The sequence below is a fragment of the Bacillus sp. GW823-FHT06A10 genome (assembly GCF_058795375.1).
Genome location: NZ_JBXAHT010000002.1, coordinates 333,842 through 346,381, shown reverse-complemented (window position 1 = coordinate 346,381; position 12,540 = coordinate 333,842). Strand labels below are relative to the sequence as shown.

The 12,540-nt window shown below is 38.1% G+C and carries 12 protein-coding genes; 1 reads left to right on the top strand and 11 read right to left on the bottom strand.

Annotated elements, in window-relative coordinates:
- Positions 1–88: 88 nt before the first annotated feature.
- The 3 genes from sdhB to sdhC are packed head-to-tail and all read right to left on the bottom strand — an operon-like array spanning position 89 to position 3,276.
- Positions 89–850, bottom strand: coding sequence for a succinate dehydrogenase iron-sulfur subunit (sdhB, locus tag AC1Q8M_RS16570; protein WP_001291830.1), 762 nt, complete (start codon positions 848–850; stop codon positions 89–91).
- Positions 843–2,636: a succinate dehydrogenase flavoprotein subunit gene (gene sdhA, locus AC1Q8M_RS16565; RefSeq protein ID WP_000676743.1), complete on the bottom strand. Its 1,794-nt coding sequence runs from the start codon at positions 2,634–2,636 to the stop codon at positions 843–845. The genes sdhB and sdhA overlap by 8 nt, the downstream gene beginning before the upstream one ends.
- A 13-nt stretch (positions 2,637–2,649) precedes the next feature.
- Positions 2,650–3,276 carry a succinate dehydrogenase cytochrome B558 gene (sdhC, locus tag AC1Q8M_RS16560; protein WP_000678354.1) on the bottom strand — a complete coding sequence of 209 codons (627 nt, stop codon included), beginning with the start codon at positions 3,274–3,276 and terminating at the stop codon, positions 2,650–2,652.
- Between the two features lie 299 nt (positions 3,277–3,575).
- Here sdhC and AC1Q8M_RS16555 point away from each other — a divergent pair, with 299 nt between their 5' ends.
- Positions 3,576–4,025, top strand: a complete 450-nt coding sequence (locus AC1Q8M_RS16555) for a YslB family protein (RefSeq protein WP_000042214.1) — start codon at positions 3,576–3,578, stop codon at positions 4,023–4,025.
- Positions 4,026–4,140: 115 nt separating this feature from the next.
- Here the strand turns inward: AC1Q8M_RS16555 and uvrC are convergent, their stop codons facing one another.
- From uvrC to AC1Q8M_RS16515, 8 genes are all read right to left on the bottom strand, one after another.
- Positions 4,141–5,925 carry an excinuclease ABC subunit C gene (gene uvrC / locus AC1Q8M_RS16550; protein ID WP_000544300.1) on the bottom strand — a complete coding sequence of 595 codons (1,785 nt, stop codon included), beginning with the start codon at positions 5,923–5,925 and terminating at the stop codon, positions 4,141–4,143.
- A 149-nt stretch (positions 5,926–6,074) separates the two neighbouring features.
- Positions 6,075–6,389 carry a thioredoxin gene (gene trxA, locus AC1Q8M_RS16545; RefSeq protein ID WP_001018944.1) on the bottom strand — a complete coding sequence of 105 codons (315 nt, stop codon included), beginning with the start codon at positions 6,387–6,389 and terminating at the stop codon, positions 6,075–6,077.
- Between the two features lie 211 nt (positions 6,390–6,600).
- Positions 6,601–7,578, bottom strand: coding sequence for an electron transfer flavoprotein subunit alpha (gene etfA / locus AC1Q8M_RS16540; RefSeq protein ID WP_000101946.1), 978 nt, complete (start codon positions 7,576–7,578; stop codon positions 6,601–6,603).
- 36 nt (positions 7,579–7,614) lie between these two features.
- Positions 7,615–8,388, bottom strand: coding sequence for an electron transfer flavoprotein subunit beta (gene etfB, locus AC1Q8M_RS16535; RefSeq protein WP_001029028.1), 774 nt, complete (start codon positions 8,386–8,388; stop codon positions 7,615–7,617).
- 78 nt (positions 8,389–8,466) lie between these two features.
- On the bottom strand, positions 8,467–9,243 hold the full coding sequence (locus tag AC1Q8M_RS16530; protein WP_000911289.1) for an enoyl-CoA hydratase: 777 nt from the start codon (positions 9,241–9,243) through the stop codon (positions 8,467–8,469).
- Between the two features lie 11 nt (positions 9,244–9,254).
- Entirely contained in the window at positions 9,255–9,842 is a 588-nt protein-coding gene (fadR, locus tag AC1Q8M_RS16525) for a fatty acid metabolism transcriptional regulator FadR (protein ID WP_000742223.1), read from the bottom strand.
- Positions 9,843–9,948: 106 nt separating this feature from the next.
- Positions 9,949–11,634: a long-chain-fatty-acid--CoA ligase gene (locus tag AC1Q8M_RS16520; protein WP_000414744.1), complete on the bottom strand. Its 1,686-nt coding sequence runs from the start codon at positions 11,632–11,634 to the stop codon at positions 9,949–9,951.
- A gap of 189 nt (positions 11,635–11,823) precedes the next feature.
- Positions 11,824–12,540 (bottom strand): BclA C-terminal domain-containing protein (locus AC1Q8M_RS16515; RefSeq protein WP_492334167.1); only part of this gene is annotated, 717 nt, incomplete at its 5' end.

The window sequence follows — 12,540 nt, the reverse complement described above, 5'->3', positions numbered from 1 at the left end:
CGCTATCTCCCCTTCCTGCCAAAAAACAGAATAAACTGAAAAATATAGTTATAAATATTGCCCCTTCAAAATGAAGAGGCAATATTTATTAATAGTTATTATCGCTACCAAAGAAATCTTTGAACGATTGAATTGTTGTATCACGGTTTAATGCCGCAATTGAAGTTGTTAAAGGAATACCCTTCGGACATGATTGCACACAGTTTTGAGAGTTACCACAGTTTGCTAGTCCTCCATCTCCCATAATTGCACGTAAGCGATCTGCTTTATGCATTTCACCCGTTGGATGTGAGTTGAATAAACGAGCTTGTGATAACGGCGCTGGTCCAATAAAGTCAGACTTACTGTTTACGTTTGGACATGATTCTAAGCAAACACCACATGTCATACATTTTGAAAGCTCATAAGCCCATTGACGCTTTTTCTCAGGCATTCTTGGTCCTGGACCTAAGTCATACGTACCATCAATTGGAATCCAAGCTTTAACGCGTTTTAGAGCATTAAACATGCGACTGCGGTCAACTTGTAAATCACGTACAACTGGGAATGTCTTCATCGGCTTTAAGCGAATTGGCTGTTCTAATTGGTCAATAAGAGCCGTACATGATTGACGTGGCTTTCCGTTAATAACCATCGAACATGCACCGCATACTTCCTCTAAGCAGTTCATATCCCATGCGATCGGAGTTGTTTGGTTTCCTTTTGAATCGACAGGATTACGACGAATTTCCATAAGCGCCGAAATAATATTCATATTAGGACGATATGGAATTTCAAACTCTTGGTCAAACTCTTGTGCATCTGGTCCATCTTGTCTCGTAATGATGAGGCGGATTGTTTTCTCAGACATGTTGTTTATCCCCCTTCTCTTCACCCTTAGCAGCTACATCATGTTTTGAAGAATAATCACGTTTACGTGGTTTAATTAATGAAACATCAACGTCTTCGTAATGGAATGCTGGTGCATTTCCTTCTCCTTCAAATTTTGCCATAGTAGTTTTTAAGAAGTTTGCATCATCACGATTTGGGAATTCAGGTTTGTAATGCGCCCCGCGGCTCTCATTACGGTTATATGCGCCAATTGTAATAACACGTGCTAACTCAAACATATTTGCAAGTTGACGTGTAAATGAAGCACCTTGGTTACTCCATCTCGCTGTATCGTTAATGTTAATACGTTTGTAACGATCCATTAACTCTTCAATTTTCGCATCTGTTTCTAATAACTTTTTATTTTCACGAACTACTGTAACGTTATCTGTCATCCATTCTCCAAGCTCTTTATGAAGAACATATGCATTTTCATTACCATCCATTGTTAAAATATTGTTAAATTTCTCTGTTTCGATTAATTCATTTTGCTCATATACAGTAGATGAAACAGCATCTGATGATTTAGAAAGACCTTTCATATATTCAATTGCGTTTGGTCCTGCTACCATACCACCGTAAATTGCTGATAATAGTGAGTTTGCACCAAGGCGGTTACCACCGTGCATAGAATAATCACACTCACCTGCTGCAAATAAACCTGGAATACTAGTCATTTGCTTATAGTCAACCCATAGTCCACCCATTGAATAGTGAACAGCTGGGAAGATTTTCATTGGTAGTTTACGAGGATCATCCCCTGTAAATTTCTCATAGATTTCAATAATTCCACCAAGTTTAATATCTAGTTCTTTCGGATCTTTATGAGAAAGATCTAAGTACACCATGTTTTCACCGTTAATACCTAGTTTTTGCTCTACGCAAACATCAAAGATTTCACGCGTTGCGATATCACGAGGTACAAGGTTTCCGTAAGCCGGATATTTTTCTTCTAAGAAGTACCATGGTTTACCATCTTTATATGTCCAAACACGTCCACCTTCACCACGTGCAGATTCACTCATAAGACGTAATTTATCGTCTCCAGGAATTGCCGTTGGGTGAATTTGAATGAACTCACCATTTGCATAATATGCACCTTGTTGATATACAGCAGAAGCTGCTGTACCTGTATTAATAATGGAGTTTGTTGATTTTCCGAAAATGATACCAGGGCCCCCTGTTGCCATAATCACGGCATCAGCTCCGAAACTTTTAATCTCCATAGTTTGTAAGTCTTGTGCAACGATTCCTCGGCACACACCTTCATCATCAACAACAGCTCGTAAGAAATCCCAGCCTTCATATTTCGTTACAAGTCCTGCTACTTCGTGACGACGTACTTGCTCATCTAATGCGTAAAGTAATTGCTGTCCAGTTGTTGCACCAGCAAATGCTGTACGGTGATGTTGCGTTCCACCAAATCGACGGAAATCAAGAAGTCCTTCTTCCGTACGGTTGAACATAACACCCATACGGTCCATTAAATGAATGATACCAGGTGCTGCTTCACACATTGCTTTAACTGGTGGTTGGTTCGCTAAGAAGTCCCCACCATAAATTGTATCGTCAAAGTGGATCCATGGAGAATCCCCTTCACCTTTCGTATTTACGGCACCGTTAATTCCGCCCTGAGCACATACAGAATGTGAACGTTTTACTGGTACTAAAGAAAACAGTTCAACATTTACTCCTGCTTCTGCCGCTTTAATCGTTGCCATTAAGCCAGCCAAGCCACCGCCGACTACTATAAGTTTCCCTTTCATGCTCTCCCACTCCTTACTGATTTGCTAGCTGTGGATCGATGAACGCTAATAATGCACTCACACCTACATAAGATAGACCTAAGAAAATAGCTAATGTTACATAAGTAGAGATTCTTTGTGAACGTGGAGATACTGTAATTCCCCAGCTGATGCAGAATGTCCATAGTCCATTTGCAAAGTGGAAAATTGTTGAAACAACACCAACTAAGTAGAATGCAAACATAGCTGGATTGTTTAAAATATCTGCCATCATATCATAGTTTACCTCTTTACCTAACATTGCTTGAATACGAGTTTCCCAGACGTGCCAAGAAATGAAAATCAGCGTAACGATACCTGAAATTCTTTGGAAAACGAACATCCAGTTACGGAAATAACCGTAAGAAACCGCATTGTTCTTAGCTGTAAATGCAATATATAAGCCATATATAGCATGGTACAGTATCGGTAAAAAGATGATGAAAATTTCTAGCGCATACCGGAATGGAAGGAGCTCCATAAAGCCTGCAGCTTTGTTAAAAGCCTCTGCTCCTCTTGTTGCAAAGTTGTTTACAATTAGATGTTGCGTCAAAAAGACACCAACCGGGATGACCCCCATTAATGAGTGCCACTTACGAAACGTATACTCGCGGCCTTTCATGTCCCCATTACCCCCTTGAATGTTTGACTGCTGTTTTCAGATTAATTTATAACAATAATGTTTTTTCACTATTGGCATAAGAAAAACTGAAAAAATTATTCGAAATATTTCAGCATAATTTGATAACAAGTTCATTTTACCCCTATTTTTGTCGAAGCGTCAAGAAAACGTATACATAATTTGCATATAATTTGGCAATTCTTTTTTTCTTCTTAGATATTCAGATTTCCCTAAAGAAAAATCTGTTTTTATAAATGAAAAATGTTATATAATAATCCCTATAGAAAGAGGGGAATATTGTGAGTAAAAATACAATCGATATAACATCTTTAGAAGATGTTTCATTGAACGCCTTCGCTTATGAATTGCTACGTGAAGAATTACTACCTGATTTAATCGGCAACGATTTAGATGGTATTTTATACTGGTCTGGTAGAAACCTTGCAAGAAAATATCCGCTAGAAACAATTGAAGAAGTCATTCAGTTCTTTGAAAAAGCTGGCTGGGGCACTTTAAGCATTATTGAACATAAGCGTCGTGAAATGCAGTTCCAACTTAAAGGCACACTCATTGCAGAACGTCAAAAACAAAAACGACATTCTTCTTATCAACTAGAAGCTGGATTCATCGCTGAACAAATTCAAAAGCAACGGAACGTCGTTGCAGAGTCATACGAAGAAAAGAAAAAACGTTCTGACTCTATTACATTTCTTGTAAAATGGGATATAAAAGATCTCATTGAAGTGTAAGCATTACCTACAGTCAACTAGACATATCAGTTTAGTTGACTTTTTTGTATTTTCATTCAGATGCATTTATTTTAAATCTTCAGAAATTATACCAAAAAACAGAAGACGTTGTAAACTACAACGTCTTCTTATCTGTTAAATACGTATAAATCGTCTCCGCGACATTTTTCGGCATACCCGCTTCGACAAATTCCTCTATAGAAGCTTCTTTCATCTTCTTTAATGAACCAAAATGTTTTAACAATACCTTTTTCCGTTTATCACCTATTCCTGGAATGTCATCCAATGCTGATTGAATGACAGATTTCCCATGTAATTGACGATGGAATGTAATCGCAAATCGATGCACCTCATCTTGAATACGCTGCAATAAATAAAATTCTTGGCTATTTCTCTCAAGCATCACAGGTTCCGGTGGGTCCCCAATAATTAAATGGGAGGTTTTATGTTTATCATCTTTCACAAGACCTGCCATCGGAATATATAATCCGAGCTCATTCTCTAGAATATCACTTGCAGCCGCTAGATGGCCTTTTCCTCCATCAATAATAATCAAATCAGGTAAGGGTGAATTTTCTTTAAGGGCCCTTGTATAACGGCGCCTCACAACTTCTCTCATAGACTCATAATCGTCTGGCCCTTGAACCGTTTTAATTTTATATTTTCGATACTCTTTCTTCGCCGGTTTCCCATCGATAAAAGCAATCATTGCAGAAACAGGATTTGTTCCTTGAATATTTGAGTTATCAAACGCTTCAATACGATACGGCGTTTCAATCCCAAGCTGCTTCCCTAAATGATCTACTGCTTTAATCGTTCGTTCTTCATCACGTTCAATTAAGTAAAACTTCTCTTCAAGAGCAATTTTCGCGTTTTTATTTGCTAATTCTACAAGGTCTTTTTTCTTACCACGTTTCGGCTGTGTCGCTTCTACTTCTAAAAAGCGCTCTACTAATTCCGAGTCTATACTTCCTGGAACGACAATTTCCTTCGGCTTAAAATGACTACTGTTTTCATAAAATTGGCCGATAAATGTTAAAAAGCCCTCTTCTGGTTCATCGTAAATTGGAAACATAGAAACATCACGTTCAATTAGCTTTCCTTTTCGAACGAAGAAAACTTGAACACACATCCATCCTTTATCCACTGCATATCCAAACACATCACGATCCACTAAGTCACTCATAATCATCTTTTGTTTTTCCATAATCGCATCAATATGAGCAATTTGATCACGCAACTCTTTTGCACGTTCAAACTCTAGTTTCTCTGAGGCCTCATACATTTTTACTTCTAATTCTGAACGAACTTCTTTATGTCCACCATTTAAAAACTTAATAATTTCATCTACAATTTCTTTATTTTGTTCTTCCGTCACTTCTTTCACACACGGCGCTAAGCATTGACCCATATGATAATACAAACAAACTTTATCTGGCATATTCGTACATTTCCGAAGTGGATACATACGATCTAGCAGTTTTTTCGTTTCATGAGCAGATTGTGCATTTGGATAAGGACCAAAATACTTTCCTTTATCCTTTTTTACATTTCGAGTAATGAGTAAGCGCGGTTGCTTCTCCGCCGTAATTTTAATAAAAGGATATGTTTTATCATCTTTTAATTGAATATTATATTTCGGATCATATTTTTTAATTAGATTTAACTCTAAAATAAGTGCTTCTAAATTCGAAGAGGTTACAATATATTCAAAATCAACAATTTCTCCTACAAGCCGCAGTGTTTTCCCATCATGTGAACCAGTAAAGTACGAGCGCACACGATTTTTAAGCACTTTTGCCTTTCCAACATATATAACCGTTCCTTGCTTATCTTTCATCAAATAACAACCAGGTTGATCTGGTAAAATAGCCAACTTCTCTTTCAAATGTTCGTGCACTCGTCTCCCTCCATTTCTACATACTTAGCATTTTTATTTTCCCTTGAAAACATACTATGCTCAAACACCCAACATACGTTCTTTTATTGTAACGGAAAGACTGTAAAAAAGAAAATAAAAAAAGCTACCAACTGGTAGCCTTTTTTATTTTAGAAATGTTTAGAAACTAATTCTACTAACGCTTCTTTCGGTTTGTAACCTAACGTTTGATCAACTACTTTACCGTCTTTTAATACGAAAAGAGCTGGAATGCTCATTACTTCGAATTGACGAGCAGTTTCTTGGTTCTCATCAACATCTACTTTTACTACTTTTACTTTTTCGCCTAGTTCTGCATCGATCTCCTCTAATACAGGAGCGATCATTTTACAAGGTCCACACCAAGGTGCCCAGAAATCTAATAATACAACACCTTCGCTAGTTTCAGCTGCGAAGCTTTGGTCATTTGCGTTTACAATTGCCATTTTATTTCCTCCTTCAAGTATATTCTACCAAGAGTATATCATTAACTTATATACGTGGCGAATAATATGTATCGTTATGTATTGTAACAAAAAAATGTTCCTTTATACTATATAAAAATATGGATTAAATACTAAAAAGATGAGAGACAGGGGATCTCTCACCTTTTTCTATATATAGGGGTACTTCACTTGGAACTCAAGGGTACTTAAATCATGAATGTACTTTTAACTTTTTAAACTCTTCTGTTAAAAGAGGTACAACTTCGAACAAGTCACCAACAATACCGTAGTCAGCTACTTTGAAGATACTTGCTTCTGGATCTTTATTAATCGCAACGATTATTTTTGAGTTAGACATACCTGCTAAATGCTGAATCGCACCAGAAATACCACATGCAATGTATAAGTCTGGCGTAACAACTTTACCAGTTTGACCAATTTGTAATGAGTACTCACAGTATTCAGCGTCACAAGCACCACGAGATGCCCCAACAGCGCCGCCTAGTACGTCTGCTAACTCTTTTAATGGTTTAAATCCTTCTTCACTCTTCACACCGCGTCCGCCAGCGATAATAACTTTCGCTTCAGAAAGATCCACACCTTCTGCTGTTTTACGGACAACATCTTGAATAATTGTACGTAAATCTTTCACATCAACTGTAATAGAAGATACGTCACCGCTGCGAGACTCATCTTTTTCCAGAGTTGCAATGTTATTTGGACGCACTGTCGCAAATAAGATGCCGTCTGTTACAATCTTCTTCTCGAATGCTTTACCAGAGTAAATTGGACGAGTGAAGATAACATTTCCACCTTCAACCTCTAAAGCAGTTACGTCAGAAACTAAACCAGCTTCAAGCTTCGCTGCTAATTTTGGTGATAAATCTTTACCAAGTGCCGTATGTCCAAAGACAATACCTTCTGGATTTTCTTCAGCATGTACAGCTAAAAACGCTTGTGCATAACCATCAGATGTATATGATTTTAATTTATCATTTTCAACTGTCACAACGCGATCTGCACCGTAATGAATCAATTCATTTGCAAAAGAGGCAACGCTGTCTCCAATTAGAAGACCTACTACTTCACCGCCTTCTGCAATTGTTTTTGCTGCTGCTACCGCTTCAAACGAAACGTTACGTAGCGATCCATCACGAACTTCACCCATTACTAATACTTTACGAGCCATAGATTTTCCCTCCTGCATATATAATTTCGTATTTTATTAGATTACTTTCGCTTCTGTATGGAGCAACGATACAAGTTCTTTTACTTGATCTTGCAGCTCGCCTTGTAACACTTTTCCTGCATCTTTCTTAGGAGGCAAATAGATTTCAATTGTTTTTGTCTTTGCTTCCACATCATCTTCTTCTAAATCTAAATCATCTAATTCTAATTCTTCTAGTGGCTTTTTCTTCGCTTTCATAATACCTGGAAGCGATGGGTAACGAGGTTCATTTAAACCTTGCTGTGCTGTTACTAAAACTGGTAATGAAGTTGCAATCACTTCTGTATCACCTTCAACATCACGCTCAATCTTCACATTTGTACCGTCAATTTCAAGTTTTGTAATTGTCGTTACATATGGAATATTTAACGCTTCAGCTACGCGTGGCCCTACTTGTCCAGATGCACCATCAATTGCAACGTTTCCGCCTAAAATTAAATCTGCATCTTTATCTTTTAAATACTCAGCAAGTACTTTTGCTGTCGTGAACTGGTCACCATTTTCTACATCATCTTCAATATTAATTAATACCGCTTTATCACAGCCCATTGCTAATGCAGTACGAAGTTCTTTCTCACTATCTTCGCCACCGACTGTTACAACTGTAACTTCTCCACCTTGTGCGTCTCTTACTTGAATTGCTTCTTCAATTGCATATTCATCGTAAGGGTTGATGATGAATTCCGCTTCGCCATCGTAAATTGCACCGTTTTTAATTACGATTTTTTCTTCTGTATCAAATGTTCGTTTCATGAGTACGTAGATGTTCATTCCATTTACCCCCTTGTTTTTCAGAAAGATTCTATCAATTTTAATTTTCTGTTAATTTATATTAAAAAAATAATTGAACTACCTGCCACTAAATGAAGGTTTACGCTTTTCTAAAAATGCGGCTACACCTTCTCTTCCATCTTCACTCGTAAATACTTCACCAAAAATTTGTGATTCACGTTGTACACCTTCATAGTAATGAGACGATTTTGTCGTTTGCAATAACTCTAGTACAGCACGAGTTGTTGCTGGACTTTTTCCAGCAATTTGTTTTGCAACTTTAAGCGTATCATCTAAAAATGATTCTTCAGAGAACAATCCGTTAACAAGTCCCCACTTTAATGCTTCTGCACCAGTAATTGGTGTACTTGTTAACATCATTTCACAAGCTTTCGCTTTCCCAACATAACGTGGTAAGCGCTGTGTACCTGCAAAGCCAGGAATTAATCCAAGTGTTAATTCAGGTAAACCAAGTTTTGCACTTTCAGTTGCAAAGCGCATGTGGCAAGACATAGCAAACTCAAGGCCGCCGCCCAGTGCCGCTCCATGAATTGCCGCAATAACTGGTTTTGAACATTTTTCAACACGCTCAAACGTAACTTGTCCAAGTTGTGCTAATTCTGTTGCTTGCTTCGCTTCAATAACAGATGTAAATTCTTTAATATCTGCTCCTGCTGAGAAGAAACGTCCTTCACCGTGAATAACAACAACACGAATGTTATCATCCTTTTCCACTTGATCAATTAATTCAGTAACGTCATGCATAACTTGTGAAGACATCGCATTCGCTGGTGCGTGATTTAACGTCGCCACCGCGATATGATCTTCAACTCTTACAGATAGGAATTTCAACATGATCCCTCCCATTATTGACGATAACCACAAGCTGCAATAAGTAGCCCGTGTACCGTTTTTGAAAGTGCGACCAGATCATACTTATGATCGCTCATTACCCAATTGGTCACAACTTCATCTACTGTTCCAAAGATCATTTGTCTTGCCACGCGAACATTTAAATCTGCTTGAAATTCACCTTGTTTTATACCAGTCTCTAAAATCTCATCCATAACTTGTAAGTAGCCTTTTAATACTTCATTTATTTTAAGGCGCAAGTCTTGATTGGACTGCCTTAGCTCTAATTGCGTAACGATAGCAAGCGGATCATTTTGCGACAACAGCAAGAAGTGCGTTTCTACCAACATGAATAACTTCGATACAGCGCTTTCAATTCCTGCTGTTTTTTGACGAATTGTTTCGACAAATTCTCCCATCTTCTCTTGGAATAAGGATATTAATATATCTTCTTTATTTTTAAAATATAAATAAATCGTGCCATCAGCTACCCCAGCTTGCTTTGCGATTTTAGAAACTTGCGCTTGGTGGTACCCATTCTCCGCAATCACAATGACTGCCGCATCAATAATTTGATTGTATTTCGGTCTATTTTTCTTCACTTTACTGTCCCCTTCAAGAAGATGACTGAATGAATAGTCATTCATATTCTTATAATACTGACTATTTAGAAAAGTGTCAATCCTATTTTTTCAAAAAGAAAGGGCCTTAGCCCGTTTGCTCATCCTCATTCTTTCTCTTCTCTTCATCTATTAGAACACGGCGCAAAATTTTCCCTACTGTCGTTTTCGGCAATTCATCTCTAAACTCATATACTTTCGGCACTTTATAAGCCGCTAAATATTTACGTGCAAACTGATTTAATTCTTCCTCAGAGCATTCCGTACCTTCTTTTAACACAACAAATGCTTTAACTGTCTCTCCTCGGTACGGATCTGGAACTCCAATTGTCACTACTTCTTGCACTTTTTCATGCTCATATAATACTTCTTCAACTTCACGAGGATACACATTAAATCCACTCGCGACAATCATATCTTTCTTGCGATCTTTTACATAGAAGAATCCATCTTCATCCATGTAGCCAACATCACCTGTATGGAGCCAGCCATCTTGCAATACAGCCGCTGTTTCCTCTGGCTTATTCCAATATCCTTTCATAATTTGAGGGCCTTTCACTACAATTTCACCTATTTCTCCTGGCGGTAATGCCTCACCAGTTTCAAGCGACATAATGATTGCTTCTGTATCTGGCCACGGAACTCCGATGCTACCTGGTACTCGCTTTTCCCATAAAAAATTACTATGTGTAACCGGAGAGGATTCTGTTAAACCATATCCCTCTACTAGTTTACCACCTGTAACTTTTTCGAACTTTTCCTGTACTTCTACTGGCAGTGGTGCTGATCCACTAATACAAGCACGAATAGAAGAAATATCGTATTCTTTTAAAAGCGGACTATTTAAAAGAGCGATATAAATAGTTGGTGCCCCTGGAAACAATGTCACTTTATGCTTCTTAATCGCTTCAAAAACCATTTTCATATCAAACTTTGGAATAAGGACCATTTTGTATCCTTGCATAATACTTAAATTCATAACAGCTGTCATACCATAAACATGGAAAAATGGAAGAACCCCAAGAACGACTTCTTCTCCTTCTTTGCAATTATATAACCATTGAACTCCCATTAACGTGTTAGAGACGAGGTTTTTATGCGTTAACATAACTCCTTTTGGAAATCCGGTTGTTCCTCCTGTGTACTGTAAAAGAGCTAGATCATTTTCAGGATCACAAGGCACCTCAACATTCGTATTCACTTCTTTTTCTACTGAATTCCAAAGATGAATCGTTTCACTCTCTGATACTTTCACAACTAAATTCGACTGTTTTTTCTGCACAAATGGATACAATAGATTTTTAGGGAATGGTAAAAAGTCTGCAATACGAGTTACGATAATATGCTCAATTTTTGTAGCAGATTGAACATTCGTTACTCTTGGAAACACTAAATCGAGACAAAGTATTACTTTTGCTCCCGAGTCATGAAGCTGATATTCTAATTCCCTTTCTGTATACAGTGGATTGGTTTGTACTACGATACCTCCCGCAAGTAATGTACCGTAATAACCAATTACAGCTTGCGGACAATTCGGCAACATAATAGCAACTCGATCACCCTTTTCCACACCGAGCTTTTGAAGATAATTTGCAAACCGCTTCACCTTATCATGGAAGTCCGAAAACGTAATATCCTTCCCTAAAAAGTGAAGCGCTTTCTTTTCTGGGTAGCGAGAAGCCATCTGTTCTACATATCTATGAAGCGGCTGAATATCATAAGAAATCGTACTCGGAATTTCCTCTGGATAACTTTTCAACCATGGTTTTTCCACCTTCATTCCCCCTTCAAATACATAAAAAATAAATGAATGTTCATTCATGATGGTTATTTTCATTATATTATAGTCACCATAGCGTTACAATCATAATATTCTGACTTTTGTATAACTATGCTTTACTTCATTAACTTCTTATTATATGTAGAAACTCTCTTAATCTTAAAAGAGTAAGAGAGTTATAGTTTAACTTAATCTTATTATCGTTAACACTGCTCCTGGAGTAGTTGTTGATAATGTTGCGACAGCTAACAAACCAAATAATTGCAAGCTAATAGCATCTCCTGCTGCAAGAGTTGTAATGATTGTTGCGCTAAATGATGTGGTCGCTACAGCAGGAGAATTGATTGTTCCGGCAAGTGGTGCTCCATTGATTGTAATCCGTGAACTAACTAATAATGAAGCCGTTATATTAATCGAATATGAAATATAGTAATTTCCAGCATTTGCAACCGTAAATACTGTATTTCCCCCGGAAACCGTAATACCTGGACCGATATTTTGATTATTCGGAAGCGGGACATTCGTTCCACCTAGAAGTACTGATATCGCTGTTCCTGACGTATTATTTGCAAATGCATATGTCGCCGTGATACTTGTACCTGTTGCTCCTGTTGGGCCTGTCACTCCCGTTGCTCCTGTTATTCCTGTCGCTCCCGTTGGACCTGTTGAACCCGTTGCTCCTGTTATTCCTGTCGCTCCCGTTGGACCTGTTGAACCCGTTGCTCCTGTTATTCCTGTCGCTCCCGTTGGACCTGTTGAACCCGTTGCTCCTGTTATTCCCGTCGCTCCCGTTGGACCTGTTGAACCCGTTGTTCCTGTTATTCCCGTCGCTCCCGTTGGACCTGTTGAACCCGTTGCTCCTGTTATTCCTGTCGCTCCTGTTGGACCCGTTGCTCCCGT

Excerpts from the sequence above, each read along its gene's own strand:
- sdhB (WP_001291830.1), bottom strand. The coding sequence starts at position 850 with ATGTCTGAGAAAACAATCCGCCTCATCATTACGAGACAAGATGGACCA.
- sdhA (WP_000676743.1), bottom strand. The coding sequence starts at position 2,636 with ATGAAAGGGAAACTTATAGTAGTCGGCGGTGGCTTGGCTGGCTTAATG.
- sdhC (WP_000678354.1), bottom strand. The coding sequence starts at position 3,276 with ATGAAAGGCCGCGAGTATACGTTTCGTAAGTGGCACTCATTAATGGGG.
- trxA (WP_001018944.1), bottom strand. The coding sequence starts at position 6,389 with ATGGCAATTGTAAACGCAAATGACCAAAGCTTCGCAGCTGAAACTAGC.
- etfA (WP_000101946.1), bottom strand. The coding sequence starts at position 7,578 with ATGGCTCGTAAAGTATTAGTAATGGGTGAAGTTCGTGATGGATCGCTA.
- etfB (WP_001029028.1), bottom strand. The coding sequence starts at position 8,388 with ATGAACATCTACGTACTCATGAAACGAACATTTGATACAGAAGAAAAA.
- AC1Q8M_RS16530 (WP_000911289.1), bottom strand. The coding sequence starts at position 9,243 with ATGTTGAAATTCCTATCTGTAAGAGTTGAAGATCATATCGCGGTGGCG.